Raw genomic sequence first — 14,871 nt, forward strand, 5'->3', positions numbered from 1 at the left:
AGCCGAAAGCGGATGCGCCGGAAAGAGCACGCCCGCGAGGAGAAGCGATGCTGCGAGAAGCCTTGTCATGGTCGTACACCTATTATTGAATACTGTTCGGCGTTAGAACGAACTTCGCGTCCGGATAATCGATCGTCCAATCGAAGTGACGCAAGAAATCGTTACCGATCGCGCCGCCGTCTTCACCGAAGACTCCGGAACCGACGAAGCAGAGCGGCGGACTCTGATATTTATATGGCCCGATGAGCGCTTGGCTCAATAATACGCAGTTGCCCGAGCCGTAAGCACCCGTGTAATCCGTATAAGCCAGCTGAACCGGGTCCGATTCGATCATGGTTCCGAAGAAGCCGCTCGAGCCATGCGCGGGATTGAGGTGCTCGCTCGAGAGGTCGCTGGCCGCTACTGCGCCAGACTCTCGGAGCCGTTGCGAGAGCATCATGAAGAACGGTTCACCGGTAGAAAAATATGGAAAGCCGTAAGCATTGCCGGAAAGGTGCATTCCGAAGACGGGCCGGCGCGACGTTAGGTCGATTGGAAACGCAAACGCACCGGCCGTTAGGGCTGGCTGCATGCTTGCGGGATTAAAAATCTGCATCTTGCGGCTCGAAAGGTCTGCTTCGACGATAGATGCCGCAAAGAAATCGTAGCCAATCAGCCCCGCGATGCGCACATTCGGATCGGCGATCCGTTCTACCATGACGTTGTGGAGCGTGCTATTGCCGGCGGTGAGTGTATTGACGATTCCGTAGCCTTGGTAACGCGGATTGCTGACGAAGGATGAAAAGTCGGCGCCGTCAATGGCGACTACTCCGGCCCTGCGCGCAAAGTTGTCGAATAGTACGATCGACGGCTGGCCCGTGTCCAGCACGAAGACGCCGGTAATTCCGTTGACGGTGAGCTCTACGCGTGGCTGAAAGCGTTGGCCCCCCAGATCGAAGAGGTCGATAGGAATTGTTGCATCGCCAAAAGTCCACGTCGCGGTGGGAGTGGGCGGGAGCAAGTCAGCGTCGCTGATGCGCTGCGCGGTCATCGTCGTAAACGCGTATTGTAGGGTCCCGACCGTCCATTCACTGACGGCCTTCTTTCCCGGTGCGACGTCAGTGTAGGTGAGGATAGAAATTGCAGTTCTGGCGGGACCTTCGGGATCCACGATCGCTTGCAGGAACGCGCCCGAGTTCGGATCTTCATAAACATCCATCGGGGGCGCGCCGGCGGGCTTGATGCGGATGATGGTCGTCGTGGTGCCTCGCACGTTCGCCGAGCCGTTTAGTGTGACGTCGGGGATAGCGGAAAGCGTCTCGCCGCGAATGAGGTTGAGATCGTAGGCGACTTGTGCGGGGATACCGGCCTGCTTGACGACGTAGCCGTTGGGGTTCGACTCCCAAACCATCGTGCCGCTGAAGCCCATCTGTTCGTTGACACGCCCCGAGGCCGCCGTCAGGGTATCGCGATACGCGACGCCGCTACGCTTCTCAGCGAACCCGTCGACGACTTTTCCATTCGTGCGCGTACCCGTTGCTGCCCAGCCCATAACGCTGGGGTCGCCGGCTTTCCAGCCGACATACTGCGCGTGTTTGGCGAAGAGCGCGGACGCATCGTTTCCGGAAACAGAAATAAGTACGGTCCCTAAGAGGGCGGCTAGAACGTTCATTTTAACTGCTTTGCGCGCGGGGCCGTAAAGTCATCCTACAGGCCTTTCCAAACGAGCCTTGATGCCGTGCGCCGGGATTTGCTAAAGTAGAGCGTCGAAAGACGCAGAAGAAATGGCTCGGTAGCTCAGTGGTAGAGCGGGGGACTCATAAGCCCTAGGTCGTAGGTTCAAATCCTACCCGAGTCACATCTTTCTTCGAAGGGACGAGCTATGTCGACGATCCCGTGCGATTTCTGTCCGCACCCTGTCGATCGGAATCAAATGGAAGAGATCGAGATCTCGCACTACGTCCCTGACAGCGCGGGCGACGATTTAGCGTACGCGCGGACGTATTTCTTCGGACACCCCGATTGCGTACGAAAATTCTACAGGACGCTCATCGACCATAAGCTGGACCTCTTCAAGCACATTCCGAGCGCGGGCAACTCGCCGGAGAGCACGCGCTAGCGTCAATCGCCCTCGCCGGCGGTACTTCCATCGGCATAGGTAATTGACTTGACGTCCAGAGGGATTGTTAGCTGCTTGCCGCGCATCGCGCGTACGTCCCGTCCGTCTCCACCGAACTTTTGATAGGGCAAGCGGTAGCCGAAGGCGATCGCCGCGTGGGGTTGCATGGTGCGATGCAGCACGAACTCTGCTAGTCCGAGCCGCTTTCCGGCTGCGTCGTGTACTTCAATTCCGACATCGATCGAACGGATGGCCTTCGCACTCTTATTGCGCGCGTTCAGGTTTAGCGCGAGGGTCCCCTCGTCGCTCTGGCCGGGTGTGGCGGACAGCATAATCAACGCGTCCATCTCGCGCCGGTGTTTGGCGTCTGCGGCGCGTGCCGCCGCCGTCATGCGGACCGCCATCACATATGCGCGTTCTTCGTTAATCATTTCGCCCACCGTCTTCCCGTTGAGCGCGGCCGGCTTGCCGCGATGCTGCGACACCATTGCGGTGAAGGCGGATTTGTCCGCTGCGGTGAGATCGCTGTGCGCGACAGCACGTTCAACGGTGGGCAGCGTTGTGGCGGATACGATTGTGCTGAGTAGCGGGTTCGCCGGTTTCGGCGAAGGCGATGGCGCGCCCGCGTGTTGCGCGCAGCCGGCCAGAATTGCGATCGCACAGAGAGCGCCGGTGAGGCGCTCTCCGTACTGCTTGAGTGCGGGCAGCGTCAACAGCCTGGAGCGCCCGATATGAACTTGATGTTCAGTACCGGATGAATCTCGATGCCGTTGGGCGCCACGCCCGTTTGGCCATGTAAGACGTCGAAGAAGGCAACGCCCGTGACGTCCACGACGACGCCCGATGGGAAGTTCGTGAATCCGCTCGGAACCGCCCCAAAGCAATTGGTCAGCTTATTCCGCGAGGCCGTGTAGTAGCTGCCGAAGTTCGACGCGCATGCGTCGGTACAGCCCGGGTCGGGCGGCTCGATGATCATGGTCTTCGCCGTATTATTCGGATCCGCGATCACGACGTGAAAGTCGTGATCCGATTCCGATTTCCAGCCGACCAGAATCGCACGCACGGTGTACGTGTGCGTCTCGTAGGGAGCATAGCGCGTCGTATCGTTGCTTCCACTGAAGCCGCTGGGAACCGGCGCGGCCACCAACGAGGAGACGCTGATCGACGTAGGCGTCCAGTTAATGGTATTAACAAAGGCGTCGTCGAGCGTCTTGATGTGCCAGCGCTCCACGCCGCAGCTCACGCCGCACGATTGGCTGCCTTGGCCGGTGGGCGTAGCGATTGGCGTCGGGCCGCCGGTCGGCGTAGGCGTTGGCACCGGAGTGGGCGTGGGCGTCGGAACCGGCGTTGCGGTTGGAGGCGGCGTCGGACTCGGGGTTGCGGATCCGCTCCAGGCGACGTCGTCAATGTACTGATAGACGTAACCGTTTGAATAGCCGTCGCCGTGCACGCCGAAATAGATCCAGAGCGTTTGCCCGGCGTATGCACTGATGCTATACGTTTTTTGGACCCAGCCGCTCGTGTTGGCGGCAGTCGTGTAAAAGTTCTTGACGACGGTACCGCTCGAGTTGAGCAAGTCGGCTTCCTGATACGCGTAGGTCGTGGACGACTCGTTCGTTCCCTGATAAACCCAGAACGTCAGGTTGCCGCTGGCGGGAATTGTTACTTGCTGGCAAAGCCCCGAGTCGCCGTTGACTTCAGGCGCGGATACGTATCCGTCTTTTTGCGAATACGATCCGGTGTGAGCGCGTGCGGTCGAGACGAATCCGTTCACGCTGCCGCACTGCTGCCAGTACGTGTAGCCGCCGGATTCAAAGCCGCCGTCCTGAAGCACGCCGTTTACATCCATCGGATGGATTCCGCTCGTATCAGGGACCGCGATCTTGTGATCGGCGGAGGCCGCCTGGCGGCCGTCGATGGTCGCCGGCAAGAGTTGAGGTCCAGCGGGGCTTGAATGTCCGCCGCCGCCGCACGATGCGGCCGCAATCAGGATAAGAAGCAAAAAGGCTGGTCGTAGGTTCCGCATGTTCAGGCCTCCCCACACAGTCGAGAAGTAGCGGCAGCCGCGAGCGAGCCTGCTTGCTTAGCTGGCCGACACATGCTCTTGTAGGGCGCCGGGCTGCCTAGCACCTGGCAGGCAAGCGTTAAAAGTAAAAACTGCGCGCGAACGAAGAAGCGAGACTGTGCGCGCTCGTAGCTCAGTTGGATAGAGCGCTTCCCTCCGAAGGAAGAGGCCGCGAGTTCGAGTCCCGCCGAGCGCATATTTTTTTGGTAAACACATGCAGTCGTTAGATGAGCAGTACATTCGCCGCGCTATGCAGCTCGCGGATGAAGCGGAGGCGGCCGGCGACGTTCCGATTGGAGCGGTGCTGATCGCCGGCGATACTGTGATCGAGGCGAAGAACGAAAAGGAAGCTCGCGGCGACGCCACGGCGCATGCCGAAATGATCGCGCTGCAGAAGGCCGCTTCGCAGTTGCGCGAATGGCGGCTTCCCGACGCCACGATGTATGTCACCAAGGAACCCTGCGTCATGTGCGCGGGCGCCATGGTTGCGGCGCGCATCAAGCGCCTTGTCTATGGATGCAAGGATCCTAAGGGCGGTGCGGCCGGAAGTATTGTAGACGTGGTGCAAAACGCGGAGCTGAACCACCGCCTGGAGGTAACCAGCGGCGTATTAGAAGATGAAACCGCAGCCCAGCTGCAGGCGTTCTTTAAAAAACGCCGATAAAAGACAGATCGCAAATGGGCCGAAGGCCGGGGGCCCATGCGCCTTGCGCGTGGGGGGCGTGGAGCGCGCAGCGCGGATACGCCTGTTAAAATGCTCCGTAAAACCTGCGGTTTTACGGAGAGGTGGTCGAGTGGTTGAAGGCACCCGCCTCGAAAGCGGGCGAACGTGATGAGCGTTCCGAGAGTTCGAATCTCTCCCTCTCCGAAGTACAGAGGCCCGGCGAATAGCCGGGCTTTTTGTTAGGTTCCAAAAGGCGGACGATACGCTTCGAGCGGAACGATCTCTCTGCTGTACGCGCCGCCGTTGATTGCATCGCCCATGAAGATGCCGTCCCAAAAACGCAGGTTCGCGCTTGAGAAGCCGGGCGGAATTCGAAACTCGAGTTCCGTCGTGCGCGCCGATCCGGCCGGTAGAATGAACGAACGGTGGGTTAGCGGGTAGAAGTCGTGGCCGAAGCCGCGATCGTCAAACGCGCGCACGTAAGCGATGGCGTCGCGCCATTGATAATTCACGACCTTCGCCCCGTTTCGAACAACAACTGCCACGTGATATCGCGCCGATCTGTCGGGAAGCTGCTGCCGTTTTGACTGGATGACCGTGAAGAAGAAGTCGTCGTGCTGAATCGGAGTCCCCAGCGCAATGACGTGCGGTACGCGCGGCACCGCCCAGAGAACGAAGCCCGCTGCGAGAACGGCGACGAGTGCGGCGGCGCCGCCGGCCGCGAGCCAAATCTTACGCATCTCAAGTAACTTTGTATCACAAAGTAAATGAAAGTGCAAGCCTCGCGTGGATTACGACGAGGGCGTGGCGGGCGTGGCCAAGCGCGGATCGGGCGCCGTGGTGGGAAACTCGAATTGATCGTACGTCGTGTCGGAAACAACCTGAAACGAGAGCGGCCCGACGTGCTGCCGGGACGTGAACGTTCCGTGCGTTATCACCCAGTGGTTCTGCACCACCTGAAAGTCGAGGGTGATGATCTCGTCGCCGCCGGTCGTGCGCATCTCCACTCGGGCCGGAAGACGCGAGCGTGCGTCCTCAATCACTTGCGCGGGATACAGCGAGTCGGTACCATATTGCGGCGTGGGCGCGATGAGAATATGCGCCCGCTGGTCCGTCGAATCCGCGGCGTAGCTCGGCGCCCAGAAGCTGAAATAGGGAAGGACGACAGTGACGCTCGGATCGGGCTGCGGCATCGGCCATAAGCCCGGTGTGCTGCGATCGAGTTTGATGTCCACGTTCTTGAGATTTGCAAACCACGAAAACGTAAACTGCGTAAACGGATCGAAATACGGAATGATCGGAAACGCCTGCCCGGTCCGTTCGGCGCCCTGCGGAAGGTCCCGCATCACCGCATAGTTGTCGGCTTGACGCACTTGAACGAAACGGTTGATGTCTTGCGATCGGCCGAGGCTGGCGGCACCCACGTGCGTGCGCTCACGGTAGACGATGTACGCGGGCGCATTTTGCACGTAGGCTTGGGCGGTCCGGTTCATAAGAGCAGCAAGCGCTACGTCCGCAGGGATCATTGGTTGAGTGCTTCGAGCGAAGGGGCGGATTCACCGCCGCGGAAAAGCCGGGCATGACGGTTAGTCTTCAGGACGAGGTACTTTCGCGCGTCGTCGATCTGCGGCGCGAGATTCATCGCCATCCCGAACTGGGTTTCGAGGAGACGCGCACGCAGAGTTTGATCGAGCGCGAGCTCGATACAATCGGCGTCGAGCACCGGCGCTGCGCAAGAACCGGCGTCGTGGCCGTTATCCGCGGCGCCAAGCCGGGCCACGTTGCAGGACTGCGCGCCGACATGGACGCGCTGCCCGTTACGGAGCGCTCGGGCGAACCGTTTTCATCCGAAGTCGAAGGCAAGATGCACGCGTGCGGCCACGATGCACACACGGCGATGTTGCTGGGCGCGGCGCACGTTTTGCAAGATATGCGTAGCGATCTCCACGGGACGGCAGTGTTGTTGTTCCAACCGGCTGAAGAAGGCGCGGGTTTTCCGGCCGTGGGCGGCGCCGAGCCGATGATCGCGGAGGGCGCGCTCGACAATCCAAGAGTTGAAGCCATCGCGATGCTCCACGTTGACGCCCGCTTGGAAACCGGTCACATCGGCATTACGCCCGGACCGGTGAGCGCGTCCGCCGACGAGATGTTCATCACCGTGCAAGGGCGCGGCGGGCACGGCGCCTATCCGCACACCGCCGCGGACGCGATTCCGGCCACCGCGGCGATGATCTTGGCGCTGCAAAATATCGCCTCTCGCGAAACGGATCCGCTGAAGAGCGTCGTGGTGACGATCGGCACGATCAACGGCGGATATCGGAGTAATATTATCGCCGACGAAATAAAGCTGACCGGCACGCTGCGTGCGCACGATCCGGAAGTCCGCAATGGCTTGGAAGCGCGCCTGCGCCGAATCTTGGAAGGCGTCGCCGACGCCTACGGCGTTACCGTGAAGTTAGAAGTGCATTACGGTTACCCGCCGGTTGTCAATAACACGCCGCTTGCCGAGAACTTTGCGCAATATTTGAAAGCACACTCGCAGTTACGCGTGGAACGCCCGGCGCCGACAATGGGCGCCGAAGATTTCGCGTACTACGCGGAGCGCATTCCGGGATTGCTTGTCCGTCTGGGCATTCGCAACGAGAAGGCCGGCTCGACGCACTCCGGGCATAGCCCGCTCTTTCGCATCGACGAACGGGCCTTGCCGGCCGGAGTGCAAACCCTGGTGGCCTTTGCAGTGGCCGTGGGCACGGGGGCTGTAGCGCCCGCCTGACCCCTAGCCCTTGTGGGAAGTCCGTCCTAGAGGCACCACATATAGTGGCATAGAAGCCGTCCGTCCATGGAAATCCGAGCATCCGTCGACGTCCAGACGCCGGCCGAGAGCGCCTTCGTTCTGCTGTGCGACGTTGAAAAGTGGCCGCTGTGGCTGCCGTTTCTGCGCACCGCAAAATTGCACGAACCGGGCCTCGGGCTGGGCAGCGAGATCTCGGTGAGGTCGGCGATTCCGGGCGAGAGCGAGCAGCTCTTCGAAGTCGATCGCTTCATCAAGAATCATCACGTCTCGCTCGTAGGCGCGTTCTCAACGCGCCGGCGCCTCGATTTTCGCATCGAGGGGCAAAGCACGCGGTCTCGTCTGCACGCACGTCTTGAATATCCCGCGTACGGCGGGCGGCTCGGCGTGCTTTTCGATCGCGTGCGAACCGCGCGGAAACTGACCGCACAGTTCGATGAAGCCGTGCTGCATTTCAAGCATTTGGTCGAATACAATACCGAGAAGGACGCATTGCTCGCGGACTTTTGAGGTATACTCCGACTATGCCGCTGTACGACTACAAGTGTTCGTCATGTCAAAAGGTCACCGAAATCCGCCACGGTTTCGGGGAGGACGTGACGTCGCCGTGTCCGCAGTGCGGCGGCAAACTCGCGCGGGTCTTTAATCCCGCCCCGATTGTCTTCAAGGGGTCGGGATTCTACGTGACCGACTCGCGTGGCAAATCACAATCGGCGCCGGCTAAGGATACGCCGGCGAAAGACGCGTCCGCAAAGGATACGCCCGCGAAGGACACGCCCGCTGCGAGCACTCCCGCGAAAGATCCGGCGGCATGAGCATGGACATGTGGTTTTTCTGGACCCTCATCGCGTTGAGTACGGCCGGCGCGTTGCTGGCGCTCATCGGGATCGTGCAGACGCTGGCCGCGGGGATTCGCTTGAAGAGACGGCTCACAGCTTTGCGCGAATCGCCGTTTGTAACCAAACTGGAGTCATTGCAGATTCAAGTCGATCGTTTGGCGCGGAGTACCGCGGATGCGCAAGAACTCGCGCAGCGCTTAAATGTTGCGGTGGAATCCATGCGGACGAGCGTTGGAATTAGCGGGTTCGATTCCGTTCGCCAATCGTGGCAGTCCTGCGCGGTCGAGTTGCGCGCGATGGTCGAAGAACTCTCCTAAGCCGGCATCTGCGCGGTGCGCAGAACCTCTTTGAACTTCGGAAAACTGACGTCGATGCTGGCGTCGTCATCGATCGCGAGCTTGCCTGCGCCCGCGGCCAGCACCGCGGCTGCCATAGCGGTGCGATGATCGTGCTGTGTCTCGACAGTCGCACCGGTGGCGCGCGGCGTGCCGCCGCCGATGGCAATACCGTCGGGCAGAGCCTGCACCGCGATGCCCGCAGCACTCAATAGTCGCGTGATCGCGGCAATTCTATCGGATTCCTTGTTGCGCAGATCGCGCACGCCGGTTATTTTGGTTTCGCCTTCGGCAAAGGCGGCGGCTACGGCCAACACCGGGATCTCGTCGATGGCGCGCAGCGCGATGTCGGCTCCGATCGAGACGCCGCGCAGACCCGCCGACTCGACGCTGATGTCGGCGATCGGCTCACCTGATTGCTCGCGCAGGTTTTCAAGGCGAATGTTCGCGCCCATCGCTTGAAGCGCATCGAGCAGTCCCGTCCGCGTCGAATTGACGCCCACGCCTTCGATGCGCAGCGAGCTCCCGGGCGCGACGGTCGCAGCGACGATGAAGAAGGCCGCGGCCGAAAAATCGCCTACGACGTCGACAGGTGCAAACGATTGCGGGCCCGTTCGCAGCTCGACGCGCTCGCGAGCGGATTCGAGATCTGCTCCCCAGTAGCGCAACAAGCGCTCCGTATGGTCGCGCGAGCCTTGATCGCCGGTTATCGTAACCGGAACGCGCCCGAATACGCCGGCCAGAAGTAGCGCCGTCTTGACCTGTGCCGAAGGCGCAAGCAAGATGAAATCGCGCGTCTGCGCTTGAGAAGTGCCTTGCACGTTGGCGGGAAGCGTGCCATTCGTGGTTTCGATGCGAGCGCCAAAGGCCCGCAGTTGGGCCGCGACCGGTTCCATCGGGCGCCGCCGCAGCGAATCGTCGCCGTCTAAACGGGCCCGCAGGTTTGCGCCCGCGCAGACGCCCACCAGCATGCGCGCAGTGGAACCTGAGTTCATGCAGTCGACGGTGTTCTGCGGATCGTGCAATAGGGTGCCGTTTACGATGACCGTGTCGTCCTGAGATTGCCGGATCATGACGCGCATCGCCAACAACGCCGAAGCCGTGGCTGAAACATCGCGCCCCGGATTGAGATTGCGAATGGTAACGGGCTCCGAACTGCTGGCCGCAAGTATCAGAGCCCGATGCGAGACAGACTTATCGCCGGGAACGCGGATCGTCCCGCGCAAAGGTCCCGGCGTAAAGATCAACCGCCGCTTCCCCGCGGGACGAAGCTCGGATTCGTGCACTGCTTGCTGCCCTTGGCGCGGGCGTTGCTCATCGCTACGAGCTTGGTTCGGACCGAAGCAGGCCAGCCTTTGGGCATCTGTGTTCCTACGAGAGACCAACTGCCTCTCTTCTTGATCCAAAAGTCGGACATTTGTCCGGCGTACGATATATCAACTTGTGCGTACGTGCCGAGGACCACGACCGCCATGATGTTGGTCTTGTTGATCTTCTTCGAGCCTTTGTGAAGGCTGGAATTGAAGAAGTAGATGGTTCCGTTGACGACATCGAAGACGTCTTTGGATGGGCCGCACATTGCGGCCATTGCGGGCCGAGGCATGGATGACAGAGCGACCGCAAGGGCGCCGGCTATCAAAAGAGTTCGCATATATCTCCGTTCTTTCTTAGTGCGCGAGAATCAACCCGAGCTCGATCGGTTTTTCCAATTTGGATTTTGGCACTGATTGGTGCCGTTCGATCTGAACATGCTCATCTTATCGAGCTTGGGGGCGACCGAGGTGGGCCAACCTTTTGGCGCTTGCAGCATTCCGGCGTACGTCCAATTGCCGCTTTTCTTAATCCAATACTGCCAGATCGGTCCTGCCGGAAAATCCAGGCTCACTTCCGCGTAGGTAGTGAGAATCGCGATCGACGCGATATATGTCTTGTCGATCTTCGTAGCGCCCTTAGCCGCGGTGGCGTTGTAATTGTAAACGGTTCTGGTCGCGACTGCAGTGACGTCGCCCGGCGAACCGCACATTGCGGCCAGCGCGGGCTGCGGAATGAATAATGCAGCGACGGCAAAAGCGCCGGCTGTCAAAAGAATGCGCATATAACTCCGATCAAATAGATGGTGGGGAAGGAGGGATTTGAACCCTCACGAGTTTTGCCCGGCCGCTTTTGAGGCGGCTGCGTCTACCGTTCCGCCACTTCCCCTCGTCAGCGAGTTGGCAGAGGCGGCAGTTTCGCGAACGCCGCCAGGGCTGCCTGCGCTTGCGCAACGCCATGTGCCGGTTCAACGCCGAAACGCACCTCGCGCGTTTCACCCGGCGCGAATGTCAACGTCAACAACGCATCCTGAGGATGGCGGTCCAGTTGGTGTTTTTCTACGTCGATCGAGGGCCAGGCGACTTCAAACAGCCGCTGTTTCTTGGCCTCATAGAAACCGTAGCCATTTGCCGCGGTGAGGATCTGCGTTTCCGGTGCGATCGCGATCGACGAGAGCTGTTGCGCCCGCTGTGAGGTCGTCGCGGCGAACCGTGCGAACGTCTTCACCGTGAAGAACGGCACGCGAGGATAGAGTTGAACCGTCTTCTTGAAAGCAGCTCCGTTCGGCGGCGCGTCCGGGGCTGAATAGTCGAAGTCGATCGATGTCGGCATGCCGGCATTCGGCTTGAACGAGTAGCAGCGATTGAAGGTGCCGGTTGCAATGGGATGCGTGTATCGGGCGATGTAGTCACGATTCGAGGGCGGCGACACTTGCGACCACGTATCGCGAAATGCTCCGATCGTCGTGAAAAGATTGTCCCCCGTGCGCTTATCCTGGAGAATAAATGCGCGCGCTCCCGCGCACGGTGACACGACGAGTCTCAAGAACGCATTCTCCATATCGAAGGAGAGGTATTCATCGAGGTATGAATCGCCGCCGTAATACTGCAACGTAACGCCTGTGTCCGAGAAACCGGCCGGAATGACGGAGTAGAGCCAGCTGCCGGGCCGAAGCGGCAGGTGAACACCGCGCGGTAGCGGCGTCTGTTTCAGCCGTGTTATCGGACGATTCGGCGGGTATGCGCCGGCTGGGAGATTTACCGGAATAAGTGCCGCGTCGCGAGGCGCGACCGAGATGGCGCGAATAGCGGCGCGCATGCGGTCCGCATGTACGAAGCGCTGCTGGATACGCGCCGGCAGATTCTCGTAGTTGACGACGTTAAGGAATCCAAAGCGTTCGGCGGGCTCGACGAGCAACACCGCGTTCGGAATTCCGCCCGCGGCGGGATGTGAAATGTTGGCGGCCGCCACATCTGCCGCGGTGTGGCCTCCATGGGCGCGGTACGCTTCGAGTTTCAGCTGAACACCGTGCGTGAAGGCGAGGCTCCGCGGGCCGGGTGGAACGATGAGCACCGGATAGCGTTGCAGATCGCTAAGCGGGGCAAATCGCAGGTCCACCAGCGCGCAGGTGATGCGCGCCGCGCGGCAATCGTGCTGCGCATCCATCGTTGCTTTGGCGATGGCGAAGACGTCGTCGTTCGTTAGCGCGGAAGCGTCGTAAGCGCTCGTAAGATATGCGATCGCCGCGTCGGCCTTCACATGCATCTGCGCCAGCAGCGGGCCGTACTTGTGAATGAGTTCGCCGAACCGTTGCGTCGGAAGCCACCGGCCTTGATGCGTGAGCTGCACCGACAGCGCGGCGTCCCAGGAATAAAAGGCGTTGGCCCACGGCGCTTCCCAGCCGGGCGGGTTCAGTGTATCTTGCACCGGGAAATTCACGACACCGTGCGCGCCGGATTGCAGAAGCGTGTTCAGTGCAAGTGTTGTATTGGCGGGGTCCGCGGGGCGCGGCCACGCCTGATCGGCATCTTGCAGCCAGCCGGCCTGAAACTCGCTGACCATGACCGGCAGATGCGGCTGCGTCGCGATCAGTCCGGTTGAGAACTCCAGCTGCGCACGGTCGTGTTCGCCGATGCTGTATGCATCGCTCTGATACCAGTTGCCCCACGCCCATACGGGCGCGGAGGGCGTCACTTTCATGTCGTACGTGTTGATGAAGAGCGGCACGTGCGAGCCGGCAACCCCGCGCGTAACGGAGGCAAGATACTTTATGTAGCGCTGAAAGTGCGGAGCGGGCCACGTCTGATTATCGAGGTAGGCCCCTTGATCGTCGTCCAGCGCGATTGCGATGACATCCCGCTGCCAAGGTTCGACAGCATGCAAAACGGTTTGCAGCCAGCGCGTCGCATAACGCATGTGGACGGAGTTGTTCATCCATTCAGCTGCCGCATCGTCAGAGTGTTGGTTCTGCAGCGTCGCGGTCGCGGGGTAACGTCCTTCGAGTATGTCGCGCAGCGGCATATTGTATTCGGGCCGCCGCAACAGCCAATCGGGATAGCCACCGTTGCGCCACTCGTTGCGAATGACCGGTCCCGGCCGCAAGATGACCTTGAACCCGTCGCGGTCGATGAGCCGCAACAGGCCGGCCAGATCGCGCCGTGGATTCGTCCGCCCGTTAAAATCGAAGTCGCCGTCGCGCAGCTCATGCCAGTTCCACATAACGTAGAGATCGATCGTGTTGATACCCATCGCGCGATACTGCGCAAGCGAAGCTTCCCACAACGGGCGTGGAATGCGTTCGTAGAAGAAGGCCGCGCCGTACACAAAAAACGGTTTGCCGCCAACGGTGTAGATTGGATAGCCGTTGCGTTGAACGATCGCGCTGCCGGGCCAGGCGCCCGCATTCGCGTGCGCCGGCGTCAGCGCAAGAATTGCCAGGCAGGCTAGTATTGCGAAGGGCCAGCGCCGCTGCACCCGCGCCGTCACGAGATAAGCGAGTATTCCGATGACCAGCCAGCCCACGCCAAGTACGATGGCAAGCGTGCCGGTGTAGTAGAAGGCGTAGAGCCAGCCGCACAGAGCGACCAGCGCCGGTAGCGGATAGAGCCACATGCGAAACGGCGCGCGTTCGCCCCGCGAGCGCAATACGAAGAGGCCCACGATCTGCATCACGCCTTGAATCAACACGATGCCCGCAGTGAGAATGGCGATCACGTTGCCCAACTCGAATATGCATGCGACGAGCGCGGCGGCGCCGATGACGAGCAGTGCGACGTCGGGGAAATGTCCTCGCGAATCCAGATGCGCGAAGGGGCGAAAGAATTCGCCATCCTTGGCTGCGGCGTACGGTATGCGGGCAAAGCCTACAAGATTACCGTAGACCGATGCAAAAGCCGTCACGAGAATAAGCCCGGTCACGATGCGTGCAGCGGTTGGGCCCCACGATTCCGCAACAATGGACGAAGCGATGAACTGCGGATTGCCGGCGGGGACTCCGTGCGCTAGGACGCCTATTTGCAGCGCGACGTACAGTATGGCCACGATGACGATCGAAAACACGATTGCGAGCGGAATCGTGCGATGCGGATTACGGACTTCATCGCCAAGCAGCGCGGCATCGCTGTAGCCGGTGTAATCGTAGAGCGTAATATATAAGGCGCCGCCGAGGCCGGCTAGGAACCCGGCGCCGAGGCCGGTATGCCCAGACAGCGTGAAAGCATGCGGTATATACGAATGCCAAAATGCCGCGGACATAACGAGAAGCAGCGTTCCGATTGCTATAACGGCAAAGACGGATCCGATCTTTGCGACCGTGGTGATGCGGCGGTAGAGAAGCGCGATAGTTAGAACTCCTACGGCAATTGCGGTCCAGACTTGTGCGGTATGCGAGGCCCCAATGCCGGGAACGAGATAGCCGAAATAGATTGCAAATCCAAGGTAACCGGTCGCTAGCAGACACGGCGCAAAAAGTAAGAACTGCCAGTTGAAAAGAAACGCGAGCAGTCTTCCCCAGCGGTCGCGGCCGAAGATCTCACGCAGATATACGTACGTTCCGCCGCTTCCGGGATAACGCGAGGAGAGCTCGGCCCAAACCAACCCGTCACACAGCGCGACGATCGCTCCGGCGATCCAGCCGATAAGCGCCAACGGCCCGGCGAGTTGCGCGAGCACTAGCGGAATAGTAATAAGCGGTCCGATGCCGACCATCGTGATCACGTTGATCGCGACGCCGCTGCGCAAGCCGATCCCGCGGATCATCCGCCGACCT

At 60.5% G+C, this 14,871-nt stretch carries 15 protein-coding genes and 4 tRNA genes; 9 read left to right on the top strand and 10 right to left on the bottom strand.

The annotated features are described in order from the left end of the window. Positions 1-82 precede the first annotated feature (82 nt). Positions 83-1,651: a retropepsin-like aspartic protease gene (locus VFO29_04610; protein ID HET9392794.1), complete on the bottom strand. Its 1,569-nt coding sequence runs from the start codon at positions 1,649-1,651 to the stop codon at positions 83-85. A 114-nt stretch (positions 1,652-1,765) separates the two neighbouring features. Here VFO29_04610 and VFO29_04615 point away from each other — a divergent pair. Both VFO29_04615 and VFO29_04620 read left to right on the top strand, forming a co-directional pair. Then, positions 1,766-1,837, top strand: a tRNA-Met gene (locus VFO29_04615). A 24-nt stretch (positions 1,838-1,861) separates the two neighbouring features. Further along, positions 1,862-2,098 (top strand): hypothetical protein, encoded by a 237-nt coding sequence (locus VFO29_04620; protein ID HET9392795.1) that lies wholly within the window; start codon positions 1,862-1,864, stop codon positions 2,096-2,098. A 2-nt stretch (positions 2,099-2,100) separates the two neighbouring features. Here VFO29_04620 and VFO29_04625 read toward each other — a convergent pair whose 3' ends face one another. Together VFO29_04625 and VFO29_04630 are read right to left on the bottom strand one after the other, a co-directional pair. After that, a complete protein-coding gene (locus tag VFO29_04625; protein HET9392796.1) occupies positions 2,101-2,811 on the bottom strand; it encodes a hypothetical protein in 711 nt (236 codons plus the stop codon). Further along, entirely contained in the window at positions 2,808-4,124 is a 1,317-nt protein-coding gene (locus VFO29_04630; protein ID HET9392797.1) for a hypothetical protein, read from the bottom strand. Before VFO29_04630 ends, VFO29_04625 begins: the two co-directional genes overlap by 4 nt. A 161-nt stretch (positions 4,125-4,285) precedes the next feature. On the opposite strand from VFO29_04630, the gene VFO29_04635 reads away from it, so the two are divergent. The 3 genes from VFO29_04635 to VFO29_04645 all read left to right on the top strand — a co-directional run bounded on the left by VFO29_04635 (position 4,286) and on the right by VFO29_04645 (position 5,031). Beyond that, positions 4,286-4,359, top strand: a tRNA-Arg gene (locus VFO29_04635). Positions 4,360-4,377: 18 nt separating this feature from the next. After that, entirely contained in the window at positions 4,378-4,827 is a 450-nt protein-coding gene (gene tadA, locus VFO29_04640; GenBank protein HET9392798.1) for a tRNA adenosine(34) deaminase TadA, read from the top strand. A 116-nt stretch (positions 4,828-4,943) separates the two neighbouring features. Continuing rightward, a tRNA-Ser gene (locus VFO29_04645) sits at positions 4,944-5,031 on the top strand. 35 nt (positions 5,032-5,066) lie between these two features. Here the strand turns inward: VFO29_04645 and VFO29_04650 are convergent. Then, complete coding sequence (locus VFO29_04650; GenBank protein ID HET9392799.1) at positions 5,067-5,567, bottom strand: hypothetical protein; 501 nt, start codon at positions 5,565-5,567, stop codon at positions 5,067-5,069. A gap of 51 nt (positions 5,568-5,618) precedes the next feature. Beyond that, positions 5,619-6,353: a hypothetical protein gene (locus tag VFO29_04655; protein HET9392800.1), complete on the bottom strand. Its 735-nt coding sequence runs from the start codon at positions 6,351-6,353 to the stop codon at positions 5,619-5,621. Between the two features lie 53 nt (positions 6,354-6,406). Between VFO29_04655 and VFO29_04660 the strand changes: the two genes are divergently transcribed. The 4 genes from VFO29_04660 to VFO29_04675 all read left to right on the top strand — a co-directional run bounded on the left by VFO29_04660 (position 6,407) and on the right by VFO29_04675 (position 8,774). Continuing rightward, on the top strand, positions 6,407-7,600 hold the full coding sequence (locus tag VFO29_04660; protein HET9392801.1) for a M20 family metallopeptidase: 1,194 nt from the start codon (positions 6,407-6,409) through the stop codon (positions 7,598-7,600). A gap of 66 nt (positions 7,601-7,666) precedes the next feature. Beyond that, complete coding sequence (locus VFO29_04665; GenBank protein HET9392802.1) at positions 7,667-8,128, top strand: SRPBCC family protein; 462 nt, start codon at positions 7,667-7,669, stop codon at positions 8,126-8,128. 14 nt (positions 8,129-8,142) lie between these two features. Continuing rightward, a complete protein-coding gene (locus VFO29_04670; protein ID HET9392803.1) occupies positions 8,143-8,433 on the top strand; it encodes an FmdB family zinc ribbon protein in 291 nt (96 codons plus the stop codon). After that, positions 8,430-8,774 carry a hypothetical protein gene (locus tag VFO29_04675; GenBank protein ID HET9392804.1) on the top strand — a complete coding sequence of 115 codons (345 nt, stop codon included), beginning with the start codon at positions 8,430-8,432 and terminating at the stop codon, positions 8,772-8,774. The genes VFO29_04670 and VFO29_04675 overlap by 4 nt, the downstream gene beginning before the upstream one ends. Here VFO29_04675 and aroA read toward each other — a convergent pair. The 5 genes from aroA to VFO29_04700 all read right to left on the bottom strand — a co-directional run bounded on the left by aroA (position 8,771) and on the right by VFO29_04700 (position 14,861). Continuing rightward, positions 8,771-10,078, bottom strand: a complete 1,308-nt coding sequence (gene aroA, locus VFO29_04680; protein HET9392805.1) for a 3-phosphoshikimate 1-carboxyvinyltransferase — start codon at positions 10,076-10,078, stop codon at positions 8,771-8,773. The two genes, VFO29_04675 and aroA, sit on opposite strands and share 4 nt — an antisense overlap. Next, a complete protein-coding gene (locus VFO29_04685) occupies positions 10,036-10,443 on the bottom strand; it encodes a hypothetical protein (protein ID HET9392806.1) in 408 nt (135 codons plus the stop codon). Before VFO29_04685 ends, aroA begins: the two co-directional genes overlap by 43 nt. 30 nt (positions 10,444-10,473) lie before the next feature. Then, positions 10,474-10,887, bottom strand: a complete 414-nt coding sequence (locus tag VFO29_04690; protein HET9392807.1) for a hypothetical protein — start codon at positions 10,885-10,887, stop codon at positions 10,474-10,476. Between the two features lie 19 nt (positions 10,888-10,906). Further along, a tRNA-Leu gene (locus VFO29_04695) sits at positions 10,907-10,991 on the bottom strand. 3 nt (positions 10,992-10,994) lie between these two features. Continuing rightward, positions 10,995-14,861: an amino acid permease gene (locus VFO29_04700; protein HET9392808.1), complete on the bottom strand. Its 3,867-nt coding sequence runs from the start codon at positions 14,859-14,861 to the stop codon at positions 10,995-10,997. Positions 14,862-14,871 lie beyond the last annotated feature (10 nt).

It is taken from the genome of Candidatus Rubrimentiphilum sp. (assembly GCA_035710515.1).
Lineage (GTDB): Bacteria > Vulcanimicrobiota > Vulcanimicrobiia > Vulcanimicrobiales > Vulcanimicrobiaceae > Rubrimentiphilum.

Coding starts and splice junctions, on each gene's coding strand:
- VFO29_04650 (HET9392799.1), bottom strand. CDS start 5,567: ATGCGTAAGATTTGGCTCGCGGCCGGCGGCGCCGCCGCACTCGTCGCC.
- VFO29_04620 (HET9392795.1), top strand. CDS start 1,862: ATGTCGACGATCCCGTGCGATTTCTGTCCGCACCCTGTCGATCGGAAT.
- VFO29_04670 (HET9392803.1), top strand. CDS start 8,143: ATGCCGCTGTACGACTACAAGTGTTCGTCATGTCAAAAGGTCACCGAA.
- VFO29_04700 (HET9392808.1), bottom strand. CDS start 14,861: ATGATCCGCGGGATCGGCTTGCGCAGCGGCGTCGCGATCAACGTGATC.
- VFO29_04610 (HET9392794.1), bottom strand. CDS start 1,651: ATGAACGTTCTAGCCGCCCTCTTAGGGACCGTACTTATTTCTGTTTCC.
- VFO29_04690 (HET9392807.1), bottom strand. CDS start 10,887: ATGCGCATTCTTTTGACAGCCGGCGCTTTTGCCGTCGCTGCATTATTC.
- VFO29_04660 (HET9392801.1), top strand. CDS start 6,407: ATGACGGTTAGTCTTCAGGACGAGGTACTTTCGCGCGTCGTCGATCTG.
- VFO29_04665 (HET9392802.1), top strand. CDS start 7,667: ATGGAAATCCGAGCATCCGTCGACGTCCAGACGCCGGCCGAGAGCGCC.
- VFO29_04630 (HET9392797.1), bottom strand. CDS start 4,124: ATGCGGAACCTACGACCAGCCTTTTTGCTTCTTATCCTGATTGCGGCC.
- VFO29_04685 (HET9392806.1), bottom strand. CDS start 10,443: ATGCGAACTCTTTTGATAGCCGGCGCCCTTGCGGTCGCTCTGTCATCC.
- tadA (HET9392798.1), top strand. CDS start 4,378: ATGCAGTCGTTAGATGAGCAGTACATTCGCCGCGCTATGCAGCTCGCG.
- VFO29_04675 (HET9392804.1), top strand. CDS start 8,430: ATGAGCATGGACATGTGGTTTTTCTGGACCCTCATCGCGTTGAGTACG.
- VFO29_04655 (HET9392800.1), bottom strand. CDS start 6,353: ATGATCCCTGCGGACGTAGCGCTTGCTGCTCTTATGAACCGGACCGCC.